We start from the raw sequence: 26,429 nt of genomic DNA on the forward strand, positions 1-26,429 counted from the left end.
GATGCGGCATCGTTCCCGCGCCCGCGCCTTCGCAGCGGGGCTCGCGCTGACCCTGTTCGCAGGGGCATGCTCGGGCGGCGGCGAGGAGGAGCCCTCCGGTGAGATCGACACCTCCCCGGACGCCTACACCGAGTACTCGGGGGTGGCGCTCCCCGAGGGGGTCGAGGCCCCGGAGATCACCGCCGAGTACGACGAGTTCGACAGCCCCGTCTACAGCGTCGAGTTCTCCGGAACCCCGGAGCAGGCCGAGGAAGTGTGCGAGGGGATCGGGAACTGGCTTCCCCGCGTCGACGGGGTGTCCGAAGAGGAGCGCGAGCAGTTCGGTATCTCCGCCGAGGCCCTGGATGCCGCGGGCGAGGAGATCCGGGGCTGCTCGGCGATCGACATGGAGACCGGGGTTCAGAACGAGGGGATCGTGCTCTACCCGGACGAGGAGACCGCCGACGTTTACCTGCACTCTTACGACCTCCCTCGGTGACCGAACAGAGCAGATGAACCGAATGAAGCGGAACACCGCGGTCCTCGGAGTACTGCTGCCGGTCGCCCTGGCGGTGGGCGGGTGCGGGGCGGGCGCGGCCGAACTGCCCGCGATCGAGGGGGCCATCGGTGAACCGCCGTCGATGGGCGGTGGAGGGACGCGGCCCGAGGGCGTCCTGAGCGAGACGCTCATCGAGGGTGGCGGCTCGAAGATCGGCGTGAACGACCTGCTGGTCGCGGAGATGGCCTCCTTCCCCTGGGAAGAGGGCGGGGATCCGGGCACAGAGCCGAGTTTCTCCAGCTACGACCTGGACACGGAGGTGCTGCTGTCCATGCCCGAGTTCGCGTCCTCGTTCGATGGGGCCACGGACGCCTTGGTCGGCGTTCCGGTCGGCAGCAGGGTGGTCCTGTACACGCCGGAACAGGCCCCAGGCGGGGAGGCCGAGAACGGCGGAGGCGGAGACTCGGGAGCGCCGGGCGGGACGGTGAACGTCATCGACGTCCTCGACCGCTATGAGTCCGGGCAGACCGTCACGGGGAAGGCACGAGAGGTGGGCGACCCTGACCTGCCGCAGGTGAGCATGGGGGACCGGGGCGCCCCCTCCATCAGCGTCCCAGACACGGGCGCGCCCGATGAGGTGGTGGTGGAGGAGCTGGTCGAGGGCAAGGGTGATGGCGTCACCGATGCGAGCCGCATCGTGGTCCAGTACACCGGGGTGAAGTGGTCGAACGGTCGCGTGTTCGACACGACCTGGGGGGAATGGGACGGGCGGCCGACGGACTTCTCCCTGACCGTCGACCAGGTGGTTCCCGCCTGGAAGGAGGCCTTGATCGGCCGGAAGGCGGGAAGCCGTGTCCTGGTGGTGGCGCCCCCGGAGAGTGCCTTCGGCGAAGCGGGAAAGGAGTCGGCGGGCATCTCCGCCGACGAGACCCTGGTGTACGTGATCGACGTGCTCGGGGTGCACTGAACCTCGGAGCGCTGAGCGGCCGCATCATTCGGTGATTCTGCGATAGCAGATCATCGGAAACAACGAATACAGCATTGTCGAACGGGGCCACCGGTACGGCATCACAGATGAACACAGCGAACAAAGAGAGAAATGGGTCGGTTCATTTTCACCGCAGGGAAGAATGCGGCTCCTATCGGCCCAACGCACATGATCAAGCCCTACCGGGTAGGACTGACATGCCGCTGAGGCGCGAGGTGTGCGGTTACGACCGCGAGACCGAATGGCTGGTCTGGAGCATTCCGATCAGCGGCGAGGCGGTACGTTCACTTGCCCGTCTACTCGACACCGAGGGCGACGAAGACCTGGTCCACGTCTATGACCTGGAAGGTCATGCCCTCGAAGAAGCCGCCCGACTCGCGGGGTTCCGCCCCCGCCCCGACCTCGACCACACCCTCGAGGCGTTCGCCGCTGAAAGGTGACGGCCCCGAGCGGGCATGCACCAGCCTCACCGTCTCCCCACCGAAAGCCCATGACCGACGTTCCTCTCCCGGCTCCCGCCGCCACCGGGCGCAGGCGCCGCACCGCCGTCCTCGTCGCCGCCGCTCTCACCGTCCAGCTGGCCGTGCCGGCCGCCGTACAGCTGACCGCCGAGGACCGGCCGAACCGCTTCGGCTGGCAGATGTACTCGGGAGGGAGCCCGGATCCCGAGGTCGAGGCGGTCTCGGTCGACGGCGCCGTGGCCTCCTTCCACTATTCGGACATCGACGCCGACCGCTCGGAGATCAAGATCGACGAGGCCCTGCTGGCGAAGCTCTGCGCGGTGGAGCCGGAGGTCGCCGAGTTCCGGGTGCATCGGCCGGAGAAGTCCACCACCGTCGATTGCGGTGAGCACCGTTGAGCCTGCTCCCCTCCCCCACCGCCCTCCTCTCGCAGGTCGCGGGCTCCCGGGTCGGCGCCCGCGCCCTCGGCGCGACCCGTGTCATGATCGCCTGCGCCGCGATCGCCAAGGCGGGCCTCAGCGTCCCCTACTTCCTAGAGCTGGAGGCCCAGCGGCTCGCGCTCCCGGTCCTGCCGCTCCCCGAGATCCCGTGGGTGCTCGTCGTGCTGCTGTGGGCCGCGGGCGGCTTCCTGCTGCTCTTCGGTGCGGCGGTCCCGCTATCGGCCGGCCTGGTCTCCCTCTGCGCCTGGTACACGCTGCTCCTGGACGAACGGACCTACTCCAACCACCTGCTCCTCCTCGCCCTTCTGGCGTTGTTCCTCGCCGCCTCCGGCGGGGGCTCGCTGCGGGCGGGCCGGGGCGTGCGCGTCCCCGGGGCCGCGGCCTTCCTCGTGATGACCCAGGTCTCGACGATGTACGCCTTCGCGGGCATCGCCAAGATCAATCCCTCCTTCTTCGCGGGGGACGTGTTCGTGCGGAGTGTCGGCACCGACGCCGCGCTGATCTCCTTCGCCCCGGAGCGGTTCCCCTCCCTGCTCCTCACGGCCGGGGCGGTCGGAGCCGTCTGCCTGGAGCTCTTCCTCGCCGCCGGCCTCTGGTTCCGCACCACGCGCAGGTGGGCGTTCCTCGGCGGCGTTCTCCTGCACACGACGTTCCTGCTGACGATGTCGCGCCCGCTGCCCCTGCTCTGCTTCGCGCTGCTCTCCTGGTCGGCCTATCCGCTCTTCGCCTCCTGGAGACCTGCCCGGGCCCGGGGACCGGAGGGCCCGGAACCGGAGTTCTCCCCCGGTGAGCGCCGCCCCGAGGCGTGAGGCCCGCCCGCTGCTCTCTGCACCGCCCTGAGCGGCCCCGGGAGCGCTCTCCGGCGCGGCCTGATCGGGGATCATCGGTCAAGGTCGAGGCGGTCTCGGTCGAGGGCGACGTTGTCTCTTTCCACTACTCGGGCATCGACGCCGACCACGCGGAGATCAAGATCGACAAGGCTCTGCTGGCAAAGCTCTGCATGGTGGAGCCGGAGATCGCCAAGTTCCAAGGGCACCGGACTGAGGAACCCACCGCCGTCGGTTGTGGCGAGCACCATTGAGCCTTCTTCTCTCCCCGCTGCCTTACCCTGCACCGGTCGCCGGTTCCCAGGTCGGTGTCCGTACACTGGGCGCCACCCGCGTCATGATCGCGTGTGCCGCAATCGCCACGACCGACCTTTCCGCCTCCTACGACAGGGCCTTGGCGGTGCGGGTCTCGACCCGCCCATGAGCGCGGTGCCCCATGGTGCACCCGGTGGGCACCTGCCCCCAGGAAAGGCGCTTGACCTGGGCGAACAGGGCGGGCTGGTTGGCCTTGACGGTCAGCACGTAATCCGCGCGCAGATGTCGGGCGATCAGGCGGGCGGTGGCATGGTGGGGGTGCAGCGCGTCGGCGATGCCGTGTAGCGTCTTGCCGTCCAGGTGCAGACCTCGATGTCCTCCGGGCGGGCCAGGGACGTGAGGACCCCCAGGGCGCAGGCGGTCAGAGCTCGACGGATGGTCGAAGGGCTCGGAGCAGAGTGTGTTCCCAGTTCAGGGTTGGTGATCCGGGCACCGAGGCGGGCCAGGGCGTGCTGGGGTGCGACCTGGGCCACTGGCCGATCGCGCGCAGCGAGCGGGCTCCGCACAGCAGGGCGCACAGCGCGACAGCCAGGACGGTGCCGATCGAGTGGCGGCGGTCCCGCCGGGAGCGCGGGACGGTCACTGAGGCCAAGCGGGAAGGTCGGCGATCGGCGGGGCGGGGATAGCAGACTGGACGCGTAACAAGGACGAGAAATGGTCAAATTGTCGACCCCACTCTGCCGACATGCTGAACCACTTCGTCAACGGCTCAGGGGAAGCCGTCGACCTCGACATGGACGCATTCATGAATGAAATACCCGAGTTACAAGAAGAAGTGAAAAAGGCGCAGCAGAAAGTCATTGACAAAGTCTTGGCTGACGCAGAGGAGCGTGGGATCGACGGCCCCACCACCTATCCCATCAGGACGGGCCAGACCGGTTGGGGGTACCCAGAGAATGCAGTGAACGGACGAACCTACGTCTACGATAACCCCGACTGGGCCACCGCCCTTGGCAGCTTCCACTATTGGCTCGAGGGAGAGGTCACCGTCTACCCTCCAGATGAATCCGGCGGTGATTACACGTATTCGATGGACAACACTGTGCACATGAACAAGTGGTACAGCTGGGAACGAGGTAACGACGCTCCACTATTCGATACCAGCGGCTGGAGGTCCAAGATTGCCCAGGTGACACACTCTGACCTCGCGTTCCTGCACCAGGCAGGCATAGCCCAGGAGTTCTGGGTGCGCGGTGGGACCGACCTGCCGACAGTGGAAGGGTGATCTGATGCTTCGCTCTGCTGCGGCCTTAACGGTCAGCTTCACGGCCGTGCTCTTGGCCGGTTGCGGGCCGACCTCGGTCCCCCCGGAAGAGCCCAAAGCCTCCCCCTCTCCTTCCCCTATCGAAGGGGACACCTCCGAGCTCCAAACCGGCTTCGAGGAACTCAGCGGGCTCATCGTCCCTGCCGACGCTTCTGACATGGAGATCAAAGGGGAGATGATGGATGATCGCCCTCACTATGAGCTACGATTCGTCACTACACGCGGCGGCGCCGAGATCATCTGCACCGCGGACAACTTCGATGTCTATCCTAATGAAGGCCCCCCTCGATACGGGGAAGACGAGGTCTTCGACTACCGAGAAGAGGACTCCGAGATCGCTGAAAGCGTTCTCTGTGAAGGTAGTAACCCTCAGCAGCCACGCGTACAGCGAAAAGTTTCCGTTGTCTTTCCTAAGGATGGCCTAAAGAAAGGCCCGGGTGAACCTGACGGAAAAGATATAGCTGTCGTTTACGCCTACAGCGTCCTATGGCCAAGGCGCTGACAGGGCGCCGATCGATTCCCCCGGTCGGCACCACCGCCTTCCTCCTACCTCTCCATTCCTTATCAGGAGTACGCGTGCCCGCCACCACTCCCTCTCCCCGATCCCTTCCTTGGCTGAGGATCTGCCTGGCCGTCCTTTTCGCCACAGCTATGCTGCGCAGCTGGAGGCTGTACTGGGGACTCCCTGACCACCCTCTCTTCACTATGTTCGCGATGTCGACCGCTCTCCCAGGCATCCTCGCACTAGTACTCGCTGTTCTCTCCGGAAAGCAGAGCCGTCTCATCTACATAGGCATGCTGCTCACCTCGCTGGGACTCCTCTGCTGGACCATTTTGAACTTCGCTGCCTACTTCCGCCTCATGGTGGACATCGGGACCGCCCAGATTGCCGCTTCCGCCGCCGCCTTGGTCCTGCTCGCGGGAAATAACACCCGAGACTTCTGCCTCTGAGGTGCGGCAGAATCGGCCTGCCGACAGTGGAGAGGTGATTCCGATGTCCCGCACCACCGCGGCCGTGGCCGTCGGCTGCGCGGCCGTGTTCCTGACCGGCTGCACTACGGCATCCGTCCCGGGCGGAGAGTCCGAGGCCTCGCCCTCCCCCTCCGCCATCGAGGGGGACACGGCCGAACTCCAGAGGGGCTTTGAGGAACTCAGCGGTCTCACCGTCCCCGACAACGCCTCCGAGATGGACATCAAGGGGGAGATGACGGAGAACCGCCCCTACTACGAACTGCGGTTCGTCACCACCCGCGGTGGCGCCGAGATCATCTGCACCGGGGACAACCTCGGCGTCTACCCTGACGAGGGTCCTCCCCGGCACGGGGAGGAGGTCTTCGATTACCAGGAGGAGGATTCCGAGATCGCCGAGAACATCCGCTGCAAGGGAAGCAACCCGCAGCAGATGCGCGTCCAGCGCCTGGTCTCCGTGGTCTTTCCTGAGGACGGCCTGAAGAAGGGGGTGGGCGAACCCGATGGTGAAGACGTCGCCGTCGTGTACGCCTACAGCGTCCTGTGGCCGAGGCGCTGATGCGATGCCGAGCGGCGAGCCCGCGGGATCGGAGGCCCGGTCGATGAGCTGGGCCCCGACGACGGCGAGAAGGCGGACACGATCGAGATCCTCCGGTTCGGCCAGATCATCGCCGGCATCGGGTGGCCGGGGCGGAGGGCCGGGCGTGCGCCGGCCGGCGCTCTCGGTCTGCGCCGCCACCGCGCTGGTGCTGCTCGCCGGAGCCTGCGTCGGCGACTCCGAGGAGACCGGTCCGAGCAGCCCCCTCGATGAGGCGGAGGCCGGCGAGCGCGTCGAGAAGCACATCACCGACGCGGTCGGGGTCCTGCCCGGTGAGGTGGAGCTGGAGGACGTCGGGAACGGCCTCGTCAGCGCCTCTTGCGAGACCGACCCCCTGATCACGGTGAGCCGGTCCTACTGGCTCCGCGGCCTGCCCGAAGAGGACATCGAGCAGAACGTGGACCTGCTGGTCGGGCACTGGGAGGGCGGCGGTTTCGCGGTCACCGGCGACCTGCGCCCGGACGACGTCTTCGTGGCGGTCGAGAACGAGGAGGACGGCTTCACGATGACGGTCGCCGCCAGCGTTCAGGGCAGCCTGTCGATCGACGCGTCTTCTCCGTGCATCGATCCGAATGGAACGGACTGACCTGCGCGGATCTCTCCCCGGGCGGCTCTCGCGGCCTCGCAGGCGACAGGGTCAGAAGCGGACGGGAGAGACCGGAAGGGGCCCGTAGGCCGGCGCCGACGGCCACCTCCCTCGCTCAAGAAGGCGTTCACCGGGTGTTGAACCGCTCGGCCTCCAGAAGGACCTCGGCACTCTCATCATCGGGGAAGGTGATCAGCACCCTGCGCACCACGTTCTCCTGCCTGAGGTTGGCCCCGGAGCACACGGTGTAGCCGTCCACCGTATTCTCGGGGAATTCCCTGGTGATCCACTTCGGATCCTCCGGAGGGGCGAACCCTCGGTAGGACGAGAAGTTCTCCCCCGACTCGCAGAAGAGCTCGGCCCCCTCCGCCGAGGTGGAGAAGGTCGCGATATAGACCAGCCCTCCGCTGTCGTTGCGGGATCGCTCGATCTCCAGGTCATCGAGGTCGTCGGGGAGGGACAGCCCGGCGAAATCCGGCAGCTCCTCGACGGTGGGGGCTCCTGACGGCTCCGGCTCCGGTTCCGGGTGATCACTCCCGGACAAGGAACAGGAGGTCGCGAGCATCGCCGCCGCGGCGATCGACGCGGCGGCGAACAGCGAGTACGTCCTCATCTTCTACCTGCCATCCCGTTCCCAGCACTGCCCCGAACGACCGAAGGACGCCGGCGAGCAGGAGCGGGCAGGCGCCTTGCTCGGCCCCTACTCCTGTCCAGGACGCTTCTCCGATTTCAGGCCGCCGAGGAAAGCCCGCCACTCCCCAGCGGGGAAGCCCAGGTGCCCGAGCGAGGGGTGCTCGGAGTCTCGGACCAGGAGACGGCGGCCGTCGGCGGAGATCTCGACGCATGCCCCCTTCTGATGGCTGTAGGACGACTTCTTCCAGTCGAATCCGATGTTCAACCGAGCTCCTTGAGGATCGTCGAGATCAGCTTGGCCGACCCTGCCCTGTCCAAAGCGGCGCCGATCATGTGCTCGAAGGCTGTATAGCAGAGCCCCACCTCATCATCGCTTTCGAGGTAGAGGTCGCCGGCGACGGTCTCCAGGTAGACGATGCTCTTGTGGTTCGACAGCTCCAGCAGCATGAAGTTGCCGGCGGTGGCCGGATGGGCTCCCACTGAGAAGGGGACGACCTGGATCGTGACGCGTTCGCGCTTCATCGCCTCCAGCAGGGCGTTCAGCTGTTCTCGCATGACCTCGGTCCCGCCGATGTCGCGGCGGAGTCCGGCTTCGTCCATGACCGCCCAGAAGCGAGGCGCATCCGGCTTGGACAGGATGCGTTGGCGCTGCATGCGCACTTCGACCCTGCGCTCGATCTCGTCTTCACTGATCTCCTGCTGGCCGCTTGAGATAAGAGCGCGGGCGTAGGAGGAGGTCTGGAGCAGGCCGGGAACGACGCTTGAGTAGTCGCGGATCGTGGCCGCGTCGGATTCGAGGTCGATGAGCGCGGCGTATTCGGGAGGGATGATGTCGCGGTAGGGATACCACCAGGAGGGCTCGGCGGCGAGACGCCACAGAGTCAGCAGGTGGTCCCCCTCTTCCCGCTCCAACCGGTAGTAGGCGATCAGGTCCTTGAGGTGCTCGCGCTTGACCGAGCGCTTTCCGGACTCGTAGCGGCTCACCGTCGTCGAGTGCCATCCGAGTGCTCGGCCCACGGCTTCGCTGCTCTCGCCGGTACGCCTCCGGATCTCACGGAGGGCGGTACCCAGCCTCTGCCGTCGGACTTCGCTGGTCCTGCTCGTCGCCATGGCGGACATTCTGTCAGTTCCCCTTGTCGGAGAGTAGTCGATGACTCTATATTGGCAGCATGCCAGTTTAGAGCGTACTGCCATACACGGGCATTGCGCTTCTTTTTGGCGATTGTCCGCTTCTTGCCTCGATGAGGTGATCCCGTATGTCCGCATCACGGCCCGACGCGTCCGCTCTGCCGCTCCCGCGCACCTACTCCACGACCTTCGCCGGGCTCCCCGGCCAGGTCCGCGCCGCCCGCACCTGGCTGGACCACCTGCTCGCCCAGCCCGCCGCGCCCCCGGGCGCGGGGCATGCCCGCCCCACCGCCTGCCTGCTCCTCAGCGAACTGGCCACCAACGCCCTACGGCACACCGCCAGCGGCGCCCCCGGCGGCCTGTTCTCCGTCATCGCCACCGTCGACGCCTCACACCTGCGGGTCAGCATCCACGACCAGGGCGGCCCGAACATCCCCGCGCCCCCGGCGGCCGCGCTCCGCGGCGACGCCGATCAGGCCCTGCTCTCCTGCTCGGGGCGCGGCCTGCTCCTGGTCGCCGCCCTGGCCACCACCTGGGACACCCGGCCCGCCCCCACCGGCCGCACCGTCTGGTTCGAGCTCGCGCTCGCCACCGGCGTCCGGCCCTGACCCCCGAAGAGCGGGCCGCCGGCAGAGCCCGCCCTTCGCCTCTCCGACCGCTCCGATCCCACACGAGGAGAAGCCTCGATGCCCCCTTCGACTCCCCGGTCCCGACGCTCCCCGGCCCGCGAGCACGTACGCGAAGTACTGGCCGCGCCCCGCGGTGACCGCTTCAACCGGGCCCGCCCCTACGCCCCGCTGCGCACGCCCACCCCGCCGGACCGCTCCCCGACGGTCACGGCGAGCGCCCCCGGCCCCGCCGAGCGCGGCGCCCTGCCGCCCTGGCTGCACCGTCTGCACGCCGAGCTCGCCCCCGACGGCGCCCGCAGCACCGGCGGCGGCGCCGGGCCGGTCCGGCCGCACCCAAGGCCTCCGCGCCCGCCCGCATCCCGTCCGGCGTCCCGGCCGACCGCCCGCGCCGCCCGGCGCGCCCCGCTCCTGCTCCGCCACGCCGGCACCACTGACATCGCCTACCACTGCACGGTCATCGGCATGGTCCTGCTCTCCCACCTCCTCGGCCTCTTCGGCTGATCCGGGGTCTACGGCCCGCCCGGGACACGAGGAGGGGCCCGGGCGGGCCCTGCCATGCCCGCACTTCATTGCGGTCACCGCCGGTGCCGAAGGGCACACGGACGGAAACGGCCATTCGTGTTCCCGCTGGCCAGCAGCGTGCCCGACACTTGCTGGGTCCGGCTTGGGCCCCTGGACCCAATCATTTGTCGTTGGCGGTCCGCAATCTTCCTGCTACCCACAGCACCCGAAACGTCCGGAAGAAGATGACCACCGCCGTGCGCCGCCCCCTCCGACGGCGGCGCCGGAGAGGCTTCCGGGGCCCGTCCCATGCCCTCCCCGCCCTCGGAGGCGCAGCCGCTGGGGCTGGGCGACCCCGTCGGCTTCACCACCCGGCTCCACCCCGGCGCGGCCCAGACCGAGAAGGTCGCCTTCGACGAGTGGGTCGACCAGGGCCGCGAGCAGGCCCAGGGCTTCGGCGAAGAGATATGGGACATGGGAACCCAGGCCTGGGAGGGGGTCAAGGAGACCGCCAGGCAGGCCAAGGAGACCGCCAGGCAGGCCTACGACGACCCCGCCGGCACCATAGAAGAGACCATCAAGGACACCGCCAAGGGCGTCAAGGATTTCGTCCAGGGGACCATTGACGACATCAAGGGATCCGCCCGGGAGGACAGCGAGGACTTCTGGCGGACCTGGGAAACCGAGGGACCGGTCGCCGCCGCCTTCGGCTTCGCCAAGGACCTGGCCATCTTCAACAGCTGGGAATCACCGGTCAGCTTCGGCGGCCTGTTCGTTCCCGACGAGGCCCGCGAGTACTGGAGCGAGGGCGAGTACGGCCGCGCGGCCGCCCGGGTCGCCGTGAACGCCGTCACCTACCTCCCCGGCCTGTGGGGGGCCAAGGTCACCCGCTTTCTGCCCGACCCCAAGGGCCCCGACCGCCCCGGATCCCAGGAGGAGGGCCAGGGCGGCTCCCAGGAGACCAAGGAGGACAAGGACGGCATCACGTGTGCCTCCAACAGCTTCCTGCCGGGCACCCACGTACTGCTCGCCGACGGCACCACCGCCCCCATCGAGGACATCACCGCCGGCGAGGAGGTCTGGGCCTTCGACCCCCTCACCGGAGAAGAGGGCCCCGCGAGGTCACCGACACCATCACCGGCGACGGCCCCAAGACCCTCGTCGACATCACCACCGACGACGGTTCAGGCAACACCGGAACCGTCACCGCCACCGACGAGCACCCCTTCTGGGCCCCCGAACCCGCCCGATGGGTCGACGCCATCGACCTGCAACCCGGCACCTGGCTGCGCACCTCCGCCGGCACCTGGACCCAGGTCACCGCGACCGAGGTGCACAGGGCGGACGACCAGCAGGTCCACAACCTCACCGTCGACGACCTGCACACGTACTATGTGCTGGCTGACGGCATGCCAGCCCTCGTACACAATGATTACGAAGGCTGCACCCTCCTCCTTGAGTCAGTGACCGGGCCTAACAAAGAAACGCTACCCCTCCCCAAGGGGGCTACCGGAACTCTAACCAAAAACAAAAAAGGATGGATTTACCCTATTGAACCTGACACCGATGGACTCGACCCTCGAGTGACACATGTTCGAGTGATGAATCCCACCACTTCCGGAAAATATCAATACCCCAACGGATATGTGGTTTACATGAACATAGAAGAACAGTCAGTCAACCCCGTAACCGGGGAAACGATCAGCAAAACCGACCCCTACAACCACATTGAACTCCCATGATCTCGATAGAAAATCTCGTTAGAGCAAGAGACTCTTCACCGACACCCAGGCCACTCGAGATGGACCCTTTAAGAGAGGCAGACGCCCTACAGGAGGCCCAGCTGCTCGACTCGCGAGTGTACCCATTGACGTCCGTCGCAGCACTCCTCTTTGAAATGCGCACCGCTTTGCAGTTTAAAGATGGGAACGCCGCGCTGCTCGTAGTGCGGAACCTGCGCTCATTCGACTGGAGTTCGTCCGCAGCACGAACCCCCCTGAGGGCCCTGACAGCCCTCTCCAGCACCCCCGACCGCACCGGTAATTCATTTCACATAAAGCTGGATTTTCACCCGGAAGCAGAACTTGCCATCACAGGTGACCTGGCAGAATTTTATCTACTCGACGTAGAAAAAATAGGAGAAGTGCCGCCGAACTATTCAAATACAAACCGTGCTTACATTTACCAAAAATTGCCATCATGGACCTCCGCGTGCAACCTTCTTCAGACTTCAAGTTTGCACTGAGGTGGTGCGGTCAACGAGTCGACTACCAGGAGACATGTGGAATCCAATCACCAGAATGGATTGCCCTTCCCGGTCGGCCATGCAGAGAGGATCTCAAAGGCCCCTTGCTGCTTCGCCGCCCCTCCCCAGCCGGTAGTCAGCCCGCACCCGACCGAAAGAGCTCTGACCTTCACGTTTTTTGCTCGTAGGTCCTTCTTCGCATACTTCCTTGATGACCGACTCTCATCGACCTTCCCCGCCCCGCCGGTCTGAACGGCAGATACCCGAGTACGTGCGGAAGTGGGCCGAGCACCCCTTCTGGGCCCCCGAGGCCGCCCGATGGGTCGACGCCATCGACCTGGAACCCGGCACCTGGCTGCGCACCTCCGCCGGCACCTGGACCCAGGTCACCGCGACCGAGGTGCACAGGGCGGACGACCAGCAGGTCCACAACCTCACCGTCGACGACCTGCACACGTACTATGTGCCCCCCCGCACCACAGAACGATCTGCTCACACATAACGAAGCTCGGAACGACGATTGCAGGTTCACAGCAGAACAATGGGCGGACAGGATCGACGATGACGGCATAGAACATTCACTGTCACGCCACTCGCCCGACGGAGAAGAATACAGAGAAGGCAAAGACAGTGTATGGAGTGGAGATGTCGACGAAAAACGCTTGCAGGACCTCGTAAATGCAACAGAAAATGAGACAGGAAAAATTCAAAGAAATCCAAGAGGGGATGTCGTCGAGTTTGCGATGGATGCAGGATCAACGATCGGCAAGACTCCCAACGGGGAGTACACGAGCAAATATACGGTAATCCGGGATTGCTGGAGCGGCGACTTGATCACTGCTCACCCCGACCCACCAGTGAGGCCAGATTGATTTGATCGCCAGTCTGCGAAACCAAAAAAATGAAGAGATTGCTGCAGTACACCTGCGTGGAGGAGGGGGTTTGATGCAATTCCCCACCGACGCCTATCCCATGCTCGGTCATATCGACCCCTACGGAAAGACGGTCTTCAATCGACATCAAATGGTAACTCTCGCAGAGGAGATTGCCTCAGCGAAAAAGACTTTCGAGCTTTCCGTAGGGCAGTCTTCATTTCTTGACGAAGTGGCGGTCTTGTGCAGAAAAGGCCTACGGCCGCCTCATCGCCTTCTGTATTTCTTGGGAGAGTAATTTGGGAGAGTAACTTGCAAAGTCCGGGAGGTAGGAGTGGATCCCCAGGTCACAAGCCTGTGACGATGCCGGGAAGCCTCCGAGCGCAGCAGAAGAGCTCCTGTACAAGACGGAAGACCTACCACAGTCGACGTCGAGCACAGGAGCTCCGGTGCTCCAGTCTTCCATGCCCCGCGCGACCCGGGGCCGCCGCCACCCCCTGAGCTGTGTCGCCCTCACCGCGCTGTGCACCGTCCTGGCCGGAGCCCGCTCGTTCGCCGCGATCGGCCAGTGGGCCGGATTACTGGGCAAACAACGGGCAAACCATCAAAAAGAAACAGAACGTCGCAGTAGCAAATGTCGAGATCGAAGGACTACCCAAGCGGCAGCTGGTATCTGTCAGCGGCAAGGACGACAAGACCCCGCCAGGAACCGTCCGAGAACCCGCACAAGAGGATCGCGCATTCGAAACCACTGACCCAAACAACGAAAAAGTGTTCCGCCCAAACGACTCAGAAGTAAAAATTCTGGAAGAAATACCAAGTCAACTCGACAAGGCCGGCACCCCAAGACGGGCGGCCGAATTGAACTTTACAGCGAACTGCCAATCTGCGGCTCTTGTCGCAACGTTATACCAGAATTCAAAAAAGATACCCGAATATCGAAATAATCGTCTCTCAGGAGCGAGATGAACCTGTCGGAAAAAATAGAATCCCTTATCCTAGAAGCAAAAGAGAAAGAAGTGCGATTCCAATGCAATGGGTGCAATGAAAGCGAGATCAATGAAATAATATACGCGAACAACACTTTTCCTCCGCCCGATTCCTATCTGTCTTTCATGGAGAAAATGGGGAAGGGGGCGGACCATACATTCCTTGGGTCGTCTCTTTTCTATCCGGGCTGCTTGTCAACCTTTGAGGATATAGATGAAACTTTCTCCAAAGAAGAGCTGGAGGGAATGTTTCTTTTCGGACACCATCAAGGATACCAATATTACTTCTTCAAAAGAGGAGATGGCGGAGTATGGATGCGCACAGACCTCACCCCCGTCAAGGACGAACGCATAGCCACGTCATTCGAGGAGCTACTAGAAAAGGAGATCAGGGCAGCAAGAAAAATCCTCTGCAACCCTCAACAAGAGCACTGAGCCGTTTTCATCGTGCTTCGCGGTTTTGCAGGACCAGGACCGCTCGGGCGGTCTCTCCGGCACGGTAGGGGCAGCAGCGCAGTTTTCGCAGGATGTGCCAGTCCTTAAGCCGAGCGATCGCGCGCTCGCCTGGGCCGCGGAGCCGTGCGTGCTCGCGGTTGGCCTGCTTCTTCCACTCCGGCTTCCCGTGGCCCTTGAACGGGCAGGCCACGACCGGGGACAGGCCCACGCACCCCGTTCCATACACTCCTCTACAGCCATTTGACTTCACCCAGCAAGAGCTGACCGAACTTCACGACCACGGACTGTCCCGAGAGTTCTGGGGGCCGGAAAAACGAACGTCAGCAGCTCCGGGAGTTACCAGCCATGCGTCCCACACTGCTCTACGCAGCCGCTTTCTCGATATTTTTTGCCCTTGCCGGCTGCACCTCAGAAGACGACACCCCTCTAATGCGCCCCGCATTCCCTGAATCCCCTTCCCCCTTTCCAACTGAAAGCGATGAGCTCCTAAGCGACTTCGAAAGTCTCAGCGGCCTCACCATCCCGAAGGACGCGAAAGAAATCACGATAACCGCGGAGCACGTCGCCAACCTACCTGTTTACAGTGTCCGATTTCTTACTTCCCGAGGTGGAGCTGAACAGTTCTGCTCCGGCGAAAATTTCGCAGGCTCATACATTGGGGACACGCCCACCAAAGAACTCATCGACAAATTCGACATCAAAGATGAAACAGTGGACGGTGTAGTCAAGTGCAAAGGATCTTACTCAAACTCCGGAATCGTCAATCGAGAAGCTGTTGCACTTTTCCCTTCAGAGGAAACAGTGGCAATGTACGTATTGGTCGAAAAATGGCCCAATGACTGAGTTTCCTTGAATAAATCGAAGGAAGATCTCCCTCCGCCCGCTCTCATTCACGCATCCCTTCGAAATGCCTGAGAAGAAGGCAGAACTGGCCGGCGTTCATCCGCAGATGCAGGACAGCAGCGGCTCTTCCTCTTCTTCGGGGAGCGCCATGCTCGGCGGTTCGGCGTCCTCCATGCGCTCCTTCGTCCAGTATTCACCGGCCCTCTCCATCTCTTCTGGAGATACCGGGGAGGAGGTCACCTGCTCGGGATCGGCGGAACGAGGAGAGCAGGAGAACAGGATCGCCGCGCCGGCGGCCGCCGCCAGGATCGCCGTGATCGCGGCCGCTCTCACCGCCGTCTTCCGCCTCGGCTCAGGTAGAGGAGTCACGCCTCTTCCGTACCCCTCTCGGTCTGCGGGCGGGGCGGCCGTATCCGGACGCCGATCCGGTCGAAGTTGGGCCCCGGGGCCCAAGACGCCCGGTGTTACCGCTCCGTAGGCTTTCCCATTGCCCCATGACCGCGTTCAAGCACCGCCGGGGCATCCGGGGGAAGGGAAACGAAGCATGCGGTGGGTGTGGCGGGCCGAGGCCGGCGGGTTCAAGGTCGAGTACGCGGCCGTCGTCATCCTCATCGCCACCCTGGTCACCGCGGTCTTCGCCTTCGGGCTCCCCACCGACGTCAAAACCCTCTACGCCGAGGGCATCTGCCGGATCATGCCGAACAGCGAGGGCTGCGACGGCGAAGGAGAGGGCGGAGACCAGGACACCGGCGGAACCGACCAGGACGGCACCCCCGGAGAAGAGGACGGCGAGGGCCAGGAAGAGCCCTCCCCCTCTCCTTCCGCGCCTCCCGGTGGCGGCGGTGAGGACGAGGAGGGCGACGGCTCGGACTCCCCCGTCATGGAGCCGGCCGGCGCCTTCGACCAGGAGGCCGCCGACGACTACGCCGAGGCCCAGGAGGAGCTGGAGGAGGCCCAGGGGAAGCTGGACGGCGCCGATTCCGATCAGGTCTACGACGACCTGATGAACCTCCTCGGCGACATCGTCGGCTACAACGACGCCAAGGCCTGCCTCACCGAAGGCGACCTCATCGCCTGCCTGTGGACCATCGTCGGCCTCAGCCCCTTCGGCAAAGGCGCCAAACTCGTCAAGAACACCCCCAAGATCATCCGGCTCTGGAACCGCTGGCGCAAGGCCAAGAAGACCAAGGAAGGCCTCGAGAACGCCGTCGACACCGCCAGGGGCAAAGTCGACGACGCCATCAAGACCTGCGAGCGGGCCGCCGGGCTGAGCAACCGGTACTACAGCGCGGTCCCCGCCTCGCTCGGCGGTTCCTCCGGCGACGGTCTCCAGGCGGCGCCCGCGGTGTACGGCGGGGGCGGCGGGCCGTCCGGGACGTACGCGCTCGCCTTCGTGCCGGCGGGCAAGAAGAACAGGGAACCCGCCACTCCGTGCGAGCTCAACTGGGACCCGAAGAGCGGCAAGACCTTCGGGCACGTTTTCAGCAGGCACGGCGCCGGCACGAAGAACACCGATAAGCTGAAGGGCCGGGCCGCCTCCACGAAGAACCCCCAGGGGCAGTGGCTGGACGACCAGAAGGCCTCGGACCTCATCAAGAAGAGCTACAACCCCAAGGGGCCGTTCGCTCCGGACGATCAGGTCTTCGACATCCCCAAGGGGATGGGGCAGGTCATCATGCCGGACGGCTCCATCAAGGAGGCCACGCACTTCCTCGTCGTACTGAGGAAGGACGGCACGTTCAAGACCGGCTATCCGATTTTCAGGGAGTAGGAGCGGACGCGTTGTTCTCCATCATCCTCTCCGCGGCGACGCGCGCCGCCGCGCCCGAAGAGGGCGCGGTCCTCTCCGAGGACTACGAGACCGCCGTCATGGAGGCCTGCGAGCTGCTCGCCGAGACCGACTGCGAGTTCCGCGTCCGCGGTTTCGGCGCGGAGTGGCCGGTCGACGTCTGGGTCGACCTGTCCACCTTCATGGAGGACCTGCCCGAGGTGCTCGAAGCCCTCCGCGGTTCCGCCGAGGCGGTGTCGGACTTCTACGAGCAGGGCATCCAGCGGACGCTGTACTACCGCCCGGAGGGCGACCGGGTCCGGATCCGGTGCGAGTCCCGGACCGACTGGGTGCCCGACCCCGACACCGAGTGGGTCGGCCGGGACGAGCTGGACCGGATGCTCTCCGACGTCGCGGTCGCCTTCGCCCGCTCGCTCCGCCTGGTCGATCCGGTGGCCGCGGCCCGGGAGCCCTTCGCCTCCTGGGCCGAAGGGCGCGTCTGACCCGTTTCCGGATTCGACACCGGGCGGCCGACGGCATTCGCCCGCGGCCGCTTTCCACGAGGTCCCCGGTGTCGAGGGCCGTATGGGAAACCGCGATGCGGCAAAGGTCCGATGACCTGATTCGCGATTCGTCTTCCCGGACCTGAGCCGACCCGGCCGGACACCGGCACCGCGCAAAGGGATTCTTCACCGAAAAGAAGTTCAAGGATCGACTATTTGTCGGAGAATCCGCAGGTTAAACGATCCGAGCATTGAAGCCTCCGTCGCCGCCAGCCCCCCGTCACGCCCCTTTCCAAAATTGCGCTACCGTTTCCCGCGGCAACCCCCCTGGAAAGGACCCCCCAATTGTCCAGGATCAGCGCAGCGGCCGCCCCCTCCGCTTTCCGGAGAAGGGTGGCGGGCATCCTCCTCATCCCCCTCCTGGCCTCCTGCGGAGGCCAGGACGGAGGAGAGGCCGCGGAGGCCGGGCCGCCTCCCGGGCCGGCCCCCGAGATCGACTTCGGCGGCATCGTCAGCGTGGAGATGGGAGACCCCTCCTCCACCCTGACCGTCACCTCCCCCGACGACCCGTGCGGAGACCCGAAGGAGCGGGTCGAGATCGATGCCGTCGTCCCCTCGCTGAAGGTCGAGCGGGCCTGGTTCGCCCCGGACTGGTCGTACCTGGCCCTGCCCGCCGAGAACGGGATCACCGTCCTCAAGCTGGACCCGCGGGCCAAGGCCTACAAGGAGGCCTACACGCTCTCCCCCACCGGCGGCTATTCCGATGCCGACGCCTCCTTCACCGCCCCCCGCTTCTCCCCCGACGGCGGGAGGCTCTGGTTCGAGAAGCGGGCCGGCGGCAAGATCCGGCTGGTCTCCATCGAGCACGCCTCCTACGAGGAGGGCGGCGACATCGACGAGAGCGGGCCGGAGTCCGACGTGCCCGAGATGCCCGGGGACCCCGGCAGCGAGGTGCTGTGGGCCTTCACCCCCGAGGGCGAGCCGCAGTTCGGCGAGCTGGTCCAGGTGGAGGGGGCGGCGGACGGCGTACTCTCGTCCGAGCACCGCACCACCGAGGGCGGGCAGGTCGCCTACGCCTCGGTCATCGTCTCCGAGAACATCGACAAGTACGTGCTGCTGGACGGGATGCCCGCCTCCGAGGACGGGTTCTGGATGCGCGGGGCCGGCGCCCTGGCCGCACCGGAGACCACCACCCCCTACGGCGCCGTCGCCGAGGCCTCGATCGAGGAGGACGGGAGCATCTCGCTGAGCGAGGCCGTCCCGCTGGGCGGCGACGGGCAGTTGCCCGACGTCGCCGTGGCCGACGCCGACGAGGAGCGGGTCCTGCTCCAGACCTCTTCGGGCGTCTACACCACCTCTCTGAGCGGAGAGGAGGAGCCCGAGAAGGTCGCGGAGGAGCCCTGCCTGGAGCCGGAGCTCGGCCCGTACAAGACGCTCGCCTGGTCCTGAGCCCCGCTCGGCGGGGGCAGGCCGGGAGGAAGCGGGCGGCCCGCGCAGCGCCCACGGGGAAGGGGCGCCGCGCGGGCCGCGGCCGTCAGGCTCCCTCGAAGCGCTCCAGGGAGCGGAGGATCGCGTGCCGGACCCCGCCCGCGATGTCGTACCCCTCGGCGATCTCCCGGATCCCGTCGAGGAAGCCCTCGCCGGCCTCGACCGAGCCGTCCTCCGCCGCCCGGGTGCGCAGGGCGCCGGCCAGGTGGTGCTGGGCCTCCAGGTAGCCGGCGAGCCTGCGGCAGGTGGTCTCGCAGGGGGCGTCCGCCTCCGTCCGGGAGGCCCGCGCCGCGATGGTCAGCTCCCAGACCAGGTCGGTGAGGAAGGCGGCGCCGCGCCGCGAGGCGAGCAGGGCGCGGGTCCGGTCGGCCGTGTTCACCGGCGTCACTCCCAGAATCCGTCGTCGGGCAGGTCGGACCGGTAGATCTCGCGCGGCAGGCCGTCCACGTCGTAGCCGCGCTCCTGAAGGATCCTGATCCGGTGGTTCCCGTTCATGATGGTGCCGTCCGGTTTGACGATCAGGGCCTCTTCGCCGCCCGGTTTCAGCGAATCGACGATCTCATCGGTGCTCTGCTTGCGGAGCGCCTTGAGGGTGCTCTCCTTCATGGCCTTCTCGCTGTGCAGGCCCTTGAGCTCACCGGGCTTGCCGTCCGGCCCACGGCCCGGGTCGGGGTTGGCGCAGACCGTGCCCTCCGTGCTGGCGAGCAGCTCCTCCAGGCTGGGGGTCGGCTTGCTCGGCTTGTCCGCCTCCGCGAGGAGCTCCTCCAGTGTCGGCTTCCTCTCCCCGTCCCCGGCGGCCGGCGCCGCGTAGGCCAGGGTGAGCTCGGTGCCGTCGGAGAGCACCACCGGCCCGCCGAACGCGGAGCCCCCGTAGGCGCTGCGCCGGGGCTTCCCGCCCTTGCACTCCCCCACCGCGTCCCGGGTGCCGTCCTTGGCCTTGTCGAACCGCTTGAGGGCGGCGTCCTTGGCCTTCTTCAGCTTCCGCCAGCGGGAGAAGAGCTTGATGATCTTGGGGGCCTTCTTGACCAGCTTGGCGCCCTTGCCCCACGGGGTGAAGCCGACCACGGTCCACAGGCAGGCGACGATGTCGCCCTCGGTCAGGCACTTGCGGGCGTCCTCGACGCCCATCAGGTCGAGGAGCTCCGTCATCAGCTCGTCGTCGAGGCCGGCGTACTCGCTCTCCGCGTCCTCCTTGGCCTCCTTGGCGTCGGCCAGCTCGCCGTGCGCGTCGAGCAGCGCCTGGGCCGCGCCGGGGTCGTAGACGATGGTGTCCGCGTCGGCGGGCGGGTCCTCGGACTCCTCCGGGTCGCCGCCGCCCTCTTCCTCCCCGCCGCCGGATCCGCCGCCGTCCGTGTCGGAGCCGGAACCGCCGTCGCCGTCGTCTCCCCCGCCGGCCTGCTCGCCTCCGGAGCCGGCCTCGCCGCAGTCCTCATCGTCCCCGGTGATGCGGCACAGGCCGACTTCGTACATCCTGCGCACGTCGGTGGGAAGGTTGAAAACGGCCAGCGCGGCCACCAGGGTGGCCACCATCAGGACGAGGGCGCCGTACTCGATCTTCCCGGCGCCCTTCTCGGCCCGCGGGGCCCGGTTCACCGCATACCTCGTTTCCCGGAAAAGCGTAGAAAAGCCCGCCCGATGGAGGAATGTCCGGGCGGTGCTCCGGAATCCTAGAAGGCGGGACTTCTCCGGGGAAAGGGCCCGGGGACCCCGGACGGCCTCGGGCCGGAATGGGCCCCCGGGCCCTACCCTCCCCATTCCGGCGCGGCTAGCCTGCTGACCAGCCGACCCCTCCATCCCCCAGACGTCGGCCGGACAGGCGGTGCAGACGGCCGTGCCCAGGAGACCCCCCGCCGCGGACCGCGGCGCCTCGATGCTCGAATACGGGACCGTCGTCCTGCTGGTCGCGCTGATCGCGGGCGCGGTCTTCGGGTTCGGGGTCCCGGAGAAGGTCGCCCGGCTGTTCGAGGCCGGGTTCGACGGCATCGGGACGGCGACCGGCGGCGGGGACCGGCCCTCGGCCGGACCGGAGGAGGACGGGCGGTACTGGAACCAGTCCGACCCGGGCGATCCGGGCCACGAGGGCCCGCCGCCCGGGCACCCGGCCGGCCCGCCGGCCGAGCCGACCGACCCGGGCTACCAGGGGCCGCCGCCCGGCCACCCCGCCGGCCCGCCCGCCGATCCCTACGAGGGGCCGGAACCCGAGCACGCCGACCCGGAGAACGTGCGGGAGGCCCTCGGCGAGCTGGACGAGTGCCTGGAGCGGTGGAACGAGGACGCCCCCTGGTTCTCCGGCAGCTGCGCCTGGGACGTCTACCGGGACCTCTCTCCGGAGGACTTCGCCGGGGTGGTCGACGCGCTCTCCCCTCAGGAGCTGCAGCGCCTCTTCGAGTCCGGCCCGATCCCGCTGGAGCAGGAGTACTTCGACTTCATCGACGAGGTCATGGAGCTGGCCCACCTGGACACCATCCGCACGCTGCAGGAGAGCGGGGCGACGCCCTTCGCCCAGCCGGGGTTCGACAACGTCGGCGGCGACCCGGCGTCCGGCAGCACCCCGGGCAGCGTCACCTACCAGGAGCCCGGCTCCTACTCCCTCTACGGCTCTGCCGAGGACGGCGCCCCGGTGAAGTGGGAGCACATCGACCAGAACGCGCTCGGCGACTGCTGGCTGATGGCGACCATGGGCGCGATGGCCGTGCAGAGCCCCGGGATGGTCGAGGAGATGATCGAGGAGAACCCGAACGGCACCTTCACCGTCACCTTCCCCGGCCGGGACCCGATCACGGTCACCCCGGACCTGCCCACCAACCCCGACGGCACGCTCGCCTTCGCCGGCTCCCAGGAGGACCCCCCGGTCATCTGGCCGGCCGTCATCGAGAAGGCCTACGCCCAGATGGAGGGGAACGACTACGGCAACATCGAGAACTGGCACCCCGGCGGCGCGATGAACACCTTCAGCGGCGACGCGGGACCGGACTACGTCCCCGACTTCACCGGGACCGACATCGACACCCTCGCCGACGACTTCGAGAGCGGCGAGGCGATCACCTTCTCCACCCCGCCGAACGGCGACGACAAGGAGAAGAAGGAGCTGATCCAGGACAACACCCTGGTGAGCGGGCACGTCTACTTCGTGACCTCGGTCGACCGGGAGAACGGGACGGTGACGGTGCGCAACCCGTGGGGCCCCCACACCGACGACATCGTGATGACGATCGACGAGGTGAACGACAACATCGCCGCCGTCCACTCCATGGACCTCGACGAGTAAGGTACGCCCATGCCCTCCTCCCCTCCCCCGAGGCGACGGCTCGGGCGGGCCGCGCCCGCCCTGCTGCTCGCCCTGCTGCTGGCCGCCGCCGGGTGCTCCGACGGCGAGGAGCGGCCCCCCGCGGGCGAGAACGAGCACTACATCGTCCAGGGCAACCAGCTCGCCCAGGGCGACCTGCGGATCGGGCTGATGAGCGTCTCCGAGGACGAGGCCGTCATGGAGGTGTACGCGGAGGACTTCGAGACCGAGACGGTGCGCGCCGGGGAGGGCGACGCCTTCGAGGCAGGCCGCCGCACCATCACCGTGGAGCGCATCGAGACCGGCGGCGACGAGGGGGTCGCGGTGACGATCGACGACCCCGAGGCCCCGGCGGCCTCCGCCTCCCCGGAGGCGGGCGGCTCCCCCGGGCAGGGCGGGAGCGGCGCGGAGGACGGCGACCCGATGGAGGACCCCGAGGTCTTCTCCGTCCGCCTCGGGCACCAGAGCACCGAGTCGGGCGTCACCCTCGGCCTCGGCTCCACCGCCGGCGGCACCGCCCGGATGCTGGTGCAGACCGAGGACGGCGGCGAGGAGCAGGTCGAGGCCGACGCCGGCGACGAGTTCGCCGCGGGCGGCCGCACCCTGGAGGTCGTCGAGGTCGGCGACGGGATCGCCTACCTGAAGTTCACCGACTGACGAGACGCGTCCGGTTCCGGCCCCGCGCCGAACTTGGGTCTTCGGGCTCAAGACGCCCGGTCCCTCCGCTTTCTAGGCTTTCCCTCTGTCCGTAGGACGCTTGGGGGACGGGGGAGCGGGATGCGGTGGGTGTGGCGGGCCGAGGCCGGCGGGTTCAAGGTCGAGTACGCGGCCGTCCTCATCCTCATCGCCACCCTGGTCACCGCCGTCTTCGCCCTCGGGCTCCCCACCGACGTCAAGGTCCTCTACGCCGAGGGCATCTGCCGCATCATGCCGAACAGCGAGGGCTGCGACGGCGAAGGAGAGGGCGGAGACCAGGACACCGGCGGAACCGACCAGAACGGCACCCCCAGAGAAGAAGACGGCGAAGGGGAGCCGGAGGAGGAGCCCTCCGCGCCGCCCGAAGACGGCGGCGGGGATGAGGAGTCCGGCAGCAGGGAGGTCCTCTACGACCCGGAGCTGGCCGGGGACCTGGACGACGCCGAGCAGGAGCTCGCCGACGCCGAGAGCGACCTCGCCGGCGCCGATTCCGACCAGGTCTACGACGACCTGATGAACCTCCTCGGCGACATCGTCGGCTACAACGACGCCAAGGCCTGCCTCACCGAAGGCGACCTCATCGCCTGCCTATGGACCATCGTCGGCCTCAGCCCCTTCGGCAAAGGCGCCAAACTCGTCAAGAACACCCCCAAGATCATCAAGCTCTGGAACCGCTGGCGCAAGGCCAAGAAGACCAAGGAAGGCCTCGAGAACGCCGTCGACACCGCCAGGGGCAAAGTCGACGACGCACTCGAGGCCTGCGGGGTCCCCGGCAAGAAGAACAGGTCCGTCGTCAGCGTCCCGGCGCTCTTGGCCGGAGGCGGGGCCCTTCCCTCCGAGGACGCTTCGGCCTCCGGCCCGCCGTCCCACCGCGCCGCCGGCGGGCGGATCCGCGGCTTCACCGTCGACGGGCTGTACGCCTACCGTGTCCTCTCGGGAGGCATGAGCCCCTTCGCCGGCAGGAACGATCCTCGGAACAGCTGCGGCGATGCCGCCGAGGCCGCGAACGTCAGCCTCAACAAGCTCAAGGACAAGCAGCTCAAGAAGATCCTGGAGAAGTACGAAACCGATCCGCACGAGTTCAAGGAGGACTACGTGGGGAAGGGGGCCATCTCGAAGTTCGACGTGGCCAAGGGGGACGACGGATTCCTGTGGCTGGTCTCCAAGGACGGAAAGACGACGATCAAGACGTATGAGAAATGGTAGAGACTGAGCGCCCCTTCCGCCTCTCCGTCCGCATCGCCGCGGACCTGGGTGAAGCGGAGGCCGGGGAACTGCGGGCGGTACTCGCGGATCAGGGTTTCGAGGATGCACTGACCAGGAGGGGGACCCGCCGGGCCGGGGTTCAGTGGCGGATCGATCTCGGACGGGCCGGGCGGCCGGATTCCCTGTTCGACCGGCTGGTCGGCCTCGGCGAGCCGGTGGCGCGCATGGTCGGCCGGATCGCCCCGGAGGGGGCGGTGTCCGTCTCGCTCTGCCAGGAGATCGACGACGTCGACGATCCCGGGCAGAAGGGGATCTGGTTCGCCCCGGACGCCGTTCGTTGGGCGGCTCTCGCGGGTGCCTCGATCGACATCGACCAGTACATCTACACCGACTGAACAGGGCACCTCCTGAGGGTTCCGGCCCCGCCTCGAAGCTGGGCCCTCAGGCTCAAGACGCCCGGCACCTCTGCTTCTCAGGCTTTCCATCTGCCCGCAGGAGGCTCGGGGACCTGGCTGCGCACCTCTGCCGGCACATGGGCCCAAGTCACCGAGGCGGGTTCCTATAGCGCCGATGACCAGCGGGTCCATAACCCGACCGTCGCCGGTCTGCACACCTTTTACGTCGGTGAGGGACCGCTTCTCACCCTCGTTCACAACGACGACGGCGGCTGCGGTCTCACCTCCAGCGAGGGCTCCCCCCGTTCGAGAGCAAGACCGTGAAGAACGGCGAGTTCCAGGGCGGCCGATTCCGCTTGGACGTGGAGAACTCCCACCCCGGAACGCCGGGCGCCTCCAACGTGCACATCCGGCTCAAGGGACGCGGCTACGACGACAAGAAGGACAAGTACTTCTACAATCCCGAAGACGGGAGCCGGACCCGCAAGGACGGCACCAAGCTGCCGAAGAAGGTCCTGAAGCAGATCTCGAACAAGGACGTCGACAAGGCCCTGAGCTATCTCGGGTTGAAAAGGCCATGATCACCAACGAGCACATGCGGCGCCTACTGGACACCGCGACACCGATCAGCGGAGGAGAGGGCCTCCCCGGCCCACTGCAGGAGATCGCCGAGGCCGCGTGGGGGCGGGGGGCCTCCGGGGTCCTCTCCCCCGGCGGGCCCCCGCCCGCGTGGACGGAGGCGGAGGCAGGCGCCGGCCCCGAGGAACTCATGCGGACCGAGCTCGAAGTCAACGACTTCAAGATCGATGACGAGGACCTCGTCCCCGATCCCGACTCCTACCTCCGGCGGACCGTCTCCCGGGGCCTCCTCTTCGCTTCCGCCTGCCTGCGGCGGGCAGCGGATCTTCCGGAAGCCGGACGGCTTCGCGCCGTCGTCATCACCGGCGTCGATGACGACTTCCTCACCCACGGCACCACTGTGAAGTTCTTCCTCCACCGAGGCGGCCTCCCTTCCCGCTACCAGGATGTGGAGCGGTACATCCTCGAGGGCATCGCCGTTCTCGGCCCGGACGACCTGCCTTCCCTCGAACCGGCGCGATGATCCCGGGCGGCCGATCGATTCGTCGAGGCGAGCGGATTTCGGTACCAGGCATGATCCGGAAAGAAAACTCCGATGAAATCGACCGGCGAAATCCAGGAGGTTCCCGGATCGCAGAGCGAATGAATTCCCCGGACATTTCCCGAGAGGACCTGGAAGCGGCGTTCAGCGTCATCGACTCCCCGCAGGCATCCGACGACGAGGCCGGTGCCCTCATCAACGCGGCCGCCCGGTCGCCGCTCTCTGGGGAGGCGGTTCCGCTGCTGGCGGCCTCGCTCCGCTCCACCCGCAGTCCGAGCCGGGCCATCCTGATCATCCGGGCGCTCAGGGGGCTGGACGCCGCCGCGGGGAGCATTCCGGAGCTGCTGCACATCGCCCGCGGCACCGACTGGGACCCCGGGCGGGACGCCTGGTGGGTCGCGCTGGGCACGCTCTCCCGGCTGGCCCGGCGGGAGCCGGGGCTCGCCGGGAAGCTCCGTGCCCTGGCCGAGGACCCCCGACTCACCGAGCACCAGGCCTCGTGGGCCGCCAAGTGCGCCGACCGGGCCGGCGCCGCTTCCTGAGCCTCCGGGGCCGCCCCGAGAGGCGGATGATTCTTGGCCCAACCTCCGGGCTCCGAAAAGCGGCACCCCGGTTACGGGAAATGAAACAGGCCCAGCCCTCTGGGCCCCCCTTTTTCTCCGCCCTCCTCCCTCGGTACCGCGGGTGATCTGGGAGGACGCAAATGCTTTTCTCGGCCGCCATTCCACCGGGCGGCGCCGCGGTC

38 protein-coding genes and 2 pseudogenes are annotated in these 26,429 nt (G+C 66.9%); 29 read left to right on the plus strand and 11 right to left on the minus strand.

Features of this window, described 5'->3' with window-relative positions; translation table 11 throughout:
• The first annotated feature begins 1 nt into the window (after window position 1).
• The 5 genes from J0910_RS24375 to J0910_RS24395 all read left to right on the plus strand — a co-directional run bounded on the left by J0910_RS24375 (window position 2) and on the right by J0910_RS24395 (window position 3,176).
• The gene (locus J0910_RS24375) at window positions 2-478 is read left to right on the plus strand and encodes a hypothetical protein (protein ID WP_420160868.1); all 477 of its coding nucleotides are present in this window, start codon (window positions 2-4) and stop codon (window positions 476-478) included.
• Between the two features lie 22 nt (window positions 479-500).
• Window positions 501-1,445 (plus strand): FKBP-type peptidyl-prolyl cis-trans isomerase, encoded by a 945-nt coding sequence (locus J0910_RS24380; RefSeq protein WP_420160869.1) that lies wholly within the window; start codon window positions 501-503, stop codon window positions 1,443-1,445.
• A gap of 218 nt (window positions 1,446-1,663) precedes the next feature.
• Window positions 1,664-1,906 carry a DUF7683 domain-containing protein gene (locus J0910_RS24385; protein WP_420160870.1) on the plus strand — a complete coding sequence of 81 codons (243 nt, stop codon included), beginning with the start codon at window positions 1,664-1,666 and terminating at the stop codon, window positions 1,904-1,906.
• Between the two features lie 50 nt (window positions 1,907-1,956).
• A complete protein-coding gene (locus J0910_RS24390) occupies window positions 1,957-2,325 on the plus strand; it encodes a hypothetical protein (RefSeq protein ID WP_420160871.1) in 369 nt (122 codons plus the stop codon).
• Window positions 2,322-3,176 carry an HTTM domain-containing protein gene (locus J0910_RS24395; protein WP_420160872.1) on the plus strand — a complete coding sequence of 285 codons (855 nt, stop codon included), beginning with the start codon at window positions 2,322-2,324 and terminating at the stop codon, window positions 3,174-3,176. Before J0910_RS24390 ends, J0910_RS24395 begins: the two co-directional genes overlap by 4 nt.
• Window positions 3,177-3,247: 71 nt before the next feature.
• Here J0910_RS24395 and J0910_RS24400 read toward each other — a convergent pair whose 3' ends face one another.
• The 3 genes from J0910_RS24400 to J0910_RS24410 all read right to left on the minus strand — a co-directional run bounded on the left by J0910_RS24400 (window position 3,248) and on the right by J0910_RS24410 (window position 4,092).
• Window positions 3,248-3,445 (minus strand): hypothetical protein, encoded by a 198-nt coding sequence (locus J0910_RS24400; protein WP_420160873.1) that lies wholly within the window; start codon window positions 3,443-3,445, stop codon window positions 3,248-3,250.
• A gap of 130 nt (window positions 3,446-3,575) precedes the next feature.
• Window positions 3,576-3,716 carry a hypothetical protein gene (locus tag J0910_RS24405; protein WP_420160874.1) on the minus strand — a complete coding sequence of 47 codons (141 nt, stop codon included), beginning with the start codon at window positions 3,714-3,716 and terminating at the stop codon, window positions 3,576-3,578.
• 154 nt (window positions 3,717-3,870) lie between these two features.
• Window positions 3,871-4,092 (minus strand): transposase family protein, encoded by a 222-nt coding sequence (locus J0910_RS24410; RefSeq protein WP_420162077.1) that lies wholly within the window; start codon window positions 4,090-4,092, stop codon window positions 3,871-3,873.
• Between the two features lie 102 nt (window positions 4,093-4,194).
• Between J0910_RS24410 and J0910_RS24415 the strand changes: the two genes are divergently transcribed.
• The 5 genes from J0910_RS24415 to J0910_RS24435 all read left to right on the plus strand — a co-directional run bounded on the left by J0910_RS24415 (window position 4,195) and on the right by J0910_RS24435 (window position 6,926).
• Window positions 4,195-4,734, plus strand: coding sequence for a hypothetical protein (locus tag J0910_RS24415; RefSeq protein WP_420160875.1), 540 nt, complete (start codon window positions 4,195-4,197; stop codon window positions 4,732-4,734).
• Window positions 4,735-4,738: 4 nt separating this feature from the next.
• Window positions 4,739-5,275 carry a hypothetical protein gene (locus J0910_RS24420; RefSeq protein ID WP_420160876.1) on the plus strand — a complete coding sequence of 179 codons (537 nt, stop codon included), beginning with the start codon at window positions 4,739-4,741 and terminating at the stop codon, window positions 5,273-5,275.
• Window positions 5,276-5,487: 212 nt separating this feature from the next.
• Window positions 5,488-5,724, plus strand: coding sequence for a hypothetical protein (locus J0910_RS24425; RefSeq protein ID WP_420160877.1), 237 nt, complete (start codon window positions 5,488-5,490; stop codon window positions 5,722-5,724).
• A gap of 43 nt (window positions 5,725-5,767) precedes the next feature.
• On the plus strand, window positions 5,768-6,301 hold the full coding sequence (locus tag J0910_RS24430; RefSeq protein ID WP_420160878.1) for a hypothetical protein: 534 nt from the start codon (window positions 5,768-5,770) through the stop codon (window positions 6,299-6,301).
• Window positions 6,302-6,446: 145 nt separating this feature from the next.
• Window positions 6,447-6,926 (plus strand): hypothetical protein, encoded by a 480-nt coding sequence (locus J0910_RS24435; protein WP_420160879.1) that lies wholly within the window; start codon window positions 6,447-6,449, stop codon window positions 6,924-6,926.
• A 127-nt stretch (window positions 6,927-7,053) separates the two neighbouring features.
• On the opposite strand, the gene J0910_RS24440 is transcribed toward J0910_RS24435, so the two are convergent.
• The 3 genes from J0910_RS24440 to J0910_RS24450 all read right to left on the minus strand — a co-directional run bounded on the left by J0910_RS24440 (window position 7,054) and on the right by J0910_RS24450 (window position 8,669).
• The gene (locus tag J0910_RS24440; RefSeq protein WP_420160880.1) at window positions 7,054-7,539 is read right to left on the minus strand and encodes a hypothetical protein; all 486 of its coding nucleotides are present in this window, start codon (window positions 7,537-7,539) and stop codon (window positions 7,054-7,056) included.
• A gap of 87 nt (window positions 7,540-7,626) precedes the next feature.
• Window positions 7,627-7,824, minus strand: a complete 198-nt coding sequence (locus tag J0910_RS24445) for a DUF397 domain-containing protein (protein WP_420160881.1) — start codon at window positions 7,822-7,824, stop codon at window positions 7,627-7,629.
• Entirely contained in the window at window positions 7,821-8,669 is an 849-nt protein-coding gene (locus J0910_RS24450) for a helix-turn-helix domain-containing protein (protein ID WP_420160882.1), read from the minus strand. The genes J0910_RS24445 and J0910_RS24450 overlap by 4 nt, the downstream gene beginning before the upstream one ends.
• 146 nt (window positions 8,670-8,815) lie before the next feature.
• Here J0910_RS24450 and J0910_RS24455 point away from each other — a divergent pair, with 146 nt between their 5' ends.
• The 5 genes from J0910_RS24455 to J0910_RS24475 all read left to right on the plus strand — a co-directional run bounded on the left by J0910_RS24455 (window position 8,816) and on the right by J0910_RS24475 (window position 12,564).
• Complete coding sequence (locus tag J0910_RS24455) at window positions 8,816-9,295, plus strand: ATP-binding protein (protein ID WP_420160883.1); 480 nt, start codon at window positions 8,816-8,818, stop codon at window positions 9,293-9,295.
• Window positions 9,296-9,373: 78 nt separating this feature from the next.
• On the plus strand, window positions 9,374-9,817 hold the full coding sequence (locus tag J0910_RS24460) for a hypothetical protein (protein WP_420160884.1): 444 nt from the start codon (window positions 9,374-9,376) through the stop codon (window positions 9,815-9,817).
• 986 nt (window positions 9,818-10,803) lie between these two features.
• Window positions 10,804-11,559, plus strand: coding sequence for a polymorphic toxin-type HINT domain-containing protein (locus J0910_RS24465; protein WP_420160885.1), 756 nt, complete (start codon window positions 10,804-10,806; stop codon window positions 11,557-11,559).
• A gap of 125 nt (window positions 11,560-11,684) precedes the next feature.
• Window positions 11,685-12,062 (plus strand): hypothetical protein, encoded by a 378-nt coding sequence (locus J0910_RS24470; protein WP_420160886.1) that lies wholly within the window; start codon window positions 11,685-11,687, stop codon window positions 12,060-12,062.
• A gap of 271 nt (window positions 12,063-12,333) precedes the next feature.
• Window positions 12,334-12,564 carry a polymorphic toxin-type HINT domain-containing protein gene (locus tag J0910_RS24475; RefSeq protein ID WP_420160887.1) on the plus strand — a complete coding sequence of 77 codons (231 nt, stop codon included), beginning with the start codon at window positions 12,334-12,336 and terminating at the stop codon, window positions 12,562-12,564.
• A 332-nt stretch (window positions 12,565-12,896) separates the two neighbouring features.
• Here the strand turns inward: J0910_RS24475 and J0910_RS24480 are convergent, their stop codons facing one another.
• Window positions 12,897-13,082, minus strand: a complete 186-nt coding sequence (locus J0910_RS24480) for a hypothetical protein (RefSeq protein ID WP_420160888.1) — start codon at window positions 13,080-13,082, stop codon at window positions 12,897-12,899.
• A 316-nt stretch (window positions 13,083-13,398) separates the two neighbouring features.
• On the opposite strand from J0910_RS24480, the pseudogene J0910_RS24485 reads away from it, so the two are divergent.
• The 3 genes and pseudogenes from J0910_RS24485 to J0910_RS24495 form a co-directional block, all read left to right on the plus strand.
• Window positions 13,399-13,461 (plus strand): annotated as a pseudogene (locus tag J0910_RS24485) (hypothetical protein); the annotation flags it as partial.
• Complete coding sequence (locus tag J0910_RS24490) at window positions 13,439-13,903, plus strand: deaminase domain-containing protein (protein WP_420160889.1); 465 nt, start codon at window positions 13,439-13,441, stop codon at window positions 13,901-13,903. The pseudogene J0910_RS24485 and the gene J0910_RS24490, both read left to right, overlap by 23 nt.
• The gene (locus J0910_RS24495; protein ID WP_420160890.1) at window positions 13,900-14,358 is read left to right on the plus strand and encodes a hypothetical protein; all 459 of its coding nucleotides are present in this window, start codon (window positions 13,900-13,902) and stop codon (window positions 14,356-14,358) included. Before J0910_RS24490 ends, J0910_RS24495 begins: the two co-directional genes overlap by 4 nt.
• A 7-nt stretch (window positions 14,359-14,365) precedes the next feature.
• On the opposite strand, the pseudogene J0910_RS24500 reads toward J0910_RS24495, so the two are convergent.
• Window positions 14,366-14,569, minus strand: a pseudogene (locus J0910_RS24500) (transposase family protein); the annotation flags it as partial.
• Between the two features lie 155 nt (window positions 14,570-14,724).
• Here J0910_RS24500 and J0910_RS24505 point away from each other — a divergent pair.
• Window positions 14,725-15,222 (plus strand): hypothetical protein, encoded by a 498-nt coding sequence (locus tag J0910_RS24505; RefSeq protein ID WP_420160891.1) that lies wholly within the window; start codon window positions 14,725-14,727, stop codon window positions 15,220-15,222.
• 96 nt (window positions 15,223-15,318) lie between these two features.
• On the opposite strand, the gene J0910_RS24510 is transcribed toward J0910_RS24505, so the two are convergent.
• Complete coding sequence (locus J0910_RS24510; protein WP_420160892.1) at window positions 15,319-15,555, minus strand: hypothetical protein; 237 nt, start codon at window positions 15,553-15,555, stop codon at window positions 15,319-15,321.
• A gap of 211 nt (window positions 15,556-15,766) precedes the next feature.
• On the opposite strand from J0910_RS24510, the gene J0910_RS24515 reads away from it, so the two are divergent.
• The 3 genes from J0910_RS24515 to J0910_RS24525 all read left to right on the plus strand — a co-directional run bounded on the left by J0910_RS24515 (window position 15,767) and on the right by J0910_RS24525 (window position 18,942).
• Window positions 15,767-16,993 (plus strand): hypothetical protein, encoded by a 1,227-nt coding sequence (locus tag J0910_RS24515; protein WP_420160893.1) that lies wholly within the window; start codon window positions 15,767-15,769, stop codon window positions 16,991-16,993.
• 11 nt (window positions 16,994-17,004) lie between these two features.
• On the plus strand, window positions 17,005-17,493 hold the full coding sequence (locus J0910_RS24520; protein WP_420160894.1) for a hypothetical protein: 489 nt from the start codon (window positions 17,005-17,007) through the stop codon (window positions 17,491-17,493).
• A 393-nt stretch (window positions 17,494-17,886) separates the two neighbouring features.
• On the plus strand, window positions 17,887-18,942 hold the full coding sequence (locus J0910_RS24525; RefSeq protein ID WP_420160895.1) for a hypothetical protein: 1,056 nt from the start codon (window positions 17,887-17,889) through the stop codon (window positions 18,940-18,942).
• Between the two features lie 85 nt (window positions 18,943-19,027).
• Here the strand turns inward: J0910_RS24525 and J0910_RS24530 are convergent, their stop codons facing one another.
• Window positions 19,028-19,360 carry a hypothetical protein gene (locus J0910_RS24530; RefSeq protein WP_420160896.1) on the minus strand — a complete coding sequence of 111 codons (333 nt, stop codon included), beginning with the start codon at window positions 19,358-19,360 and terminating at the stop codon, window positions 19,028-19,030.
• A gap of 5 nt (window positions 19,361-19,365) precedes the next feature.
• On the minus strand, window positions 19,366-20,574 hold the full coding sequence (locus tag J0910_RS24535; RefSeq protein ID WP_420160897.1) for a hypothetical protein: 1,209 nt from the start codon (window positions 20,572-20,574) through the stop codon (window positions 19,366-19,368).
• A 238-nt stretch (window positions 20,575-20,812) separates the two neighbouring features.
• Between J0910_RS24535 and J0910_RS24540 the strand changes: the two genes are divergently transcribed.
• From J0910_RS24540 to J0910_RS24570, 7 genes are all read left to right on the plus strand, one after another.
• Window positions 20,813-22,249 (plus strand): C2 family cysteine protease, encoded by a 1,437-nt coding sequence (locus J0910_RS24540; RefSeq protein WP_420160898.1) that lies wholly within the window; start codon window positions 20,813-20,815, stop codon window positions 22,247-22,249.
• A gap of 9 nt (window positions 22,250-22,258) precedes the next feature.
• Complete coding sequence (locus J0910_RS24545) at window positions 22,259-22,924, plus strand: hypothetical protein (RefSeq protein ID WP_420160899.1); 666 nt, start codon at window positions 22,259-22,261, stop codon at window positions 22,922-22,924.
• A 120-nt stretch (window positions 22,925-23,044) separates the two neighbouring features.
• Entirely contained in the window at window positions 23,045-24,169 is a 1,125-nt protein-coding gene (locus J0910_RS24550; protein WP_420160900.1) for a hypothetical protein, read from the plus strand.
• A complete protein-coding gene (locus J0910_RS24555) occupies window positions 24,163-24,564 on the plus strand; it encodes a hypothetical protein (RefSeq protein WP_420160901.1) in 402 nt (133 codons plus the stop codon). Before J0910_RS24550 ends, J0910_RS24555 begins: the two co-directional genes overlap by 7 nt.
• Window positions 24,565-24,884: 320 nt before the next feature.
• On the plus strand, window positions 24,885-25,145 hold the full coding sequence (locus tag J0910_RS24560; protein WP_420160902.1) for a hypothetical protein: 261 nt from the start codon (window positions 24,885-24,887) through the stop codon (window positions 25,143-25,145).
• Window positions 25,142-25,666 carry a hypothetical protein gene (locus J0910_RS24565; RefSeq protein ID WP_420160903.1) on the plus strand — a complete coding sequence of 175 codons (525 nt, stop codon included), beginning with the start codon at window positions 25,142-25,144 and terminating at the stop codon, window positions 25,664-25,666. Before J0910_RS24560 ends, J0910_RS24565 begins: the two co-directional genes overlap by 4 nt.
• Before the next feature lie 119 nt (window positions 25,667-25,785).
• Window positions 25,786-26,226, plus strand: a complete 441-nt coding sequence (locus J0910_RS24570; RefSeq protein WP_420160904.1) for a hypothetical protein — start codon at window positions 25,786-25,788, stop codon at window positions 26,224-26,226.
• The last annotated feature ends 203 nt before the right edge of the window (window positions 26,227-26,429 follow it).

The organism is Nocardiopsis oceanisediminis, from assembly GCF_048595525.1.
GTDB lineage: Bacteria > Actinomycetota > Actinomycetes > Streptosporangiales > Streptosporangiaceae > Nocardiopsis_A > Nocardiopsis_A oceanisediminis.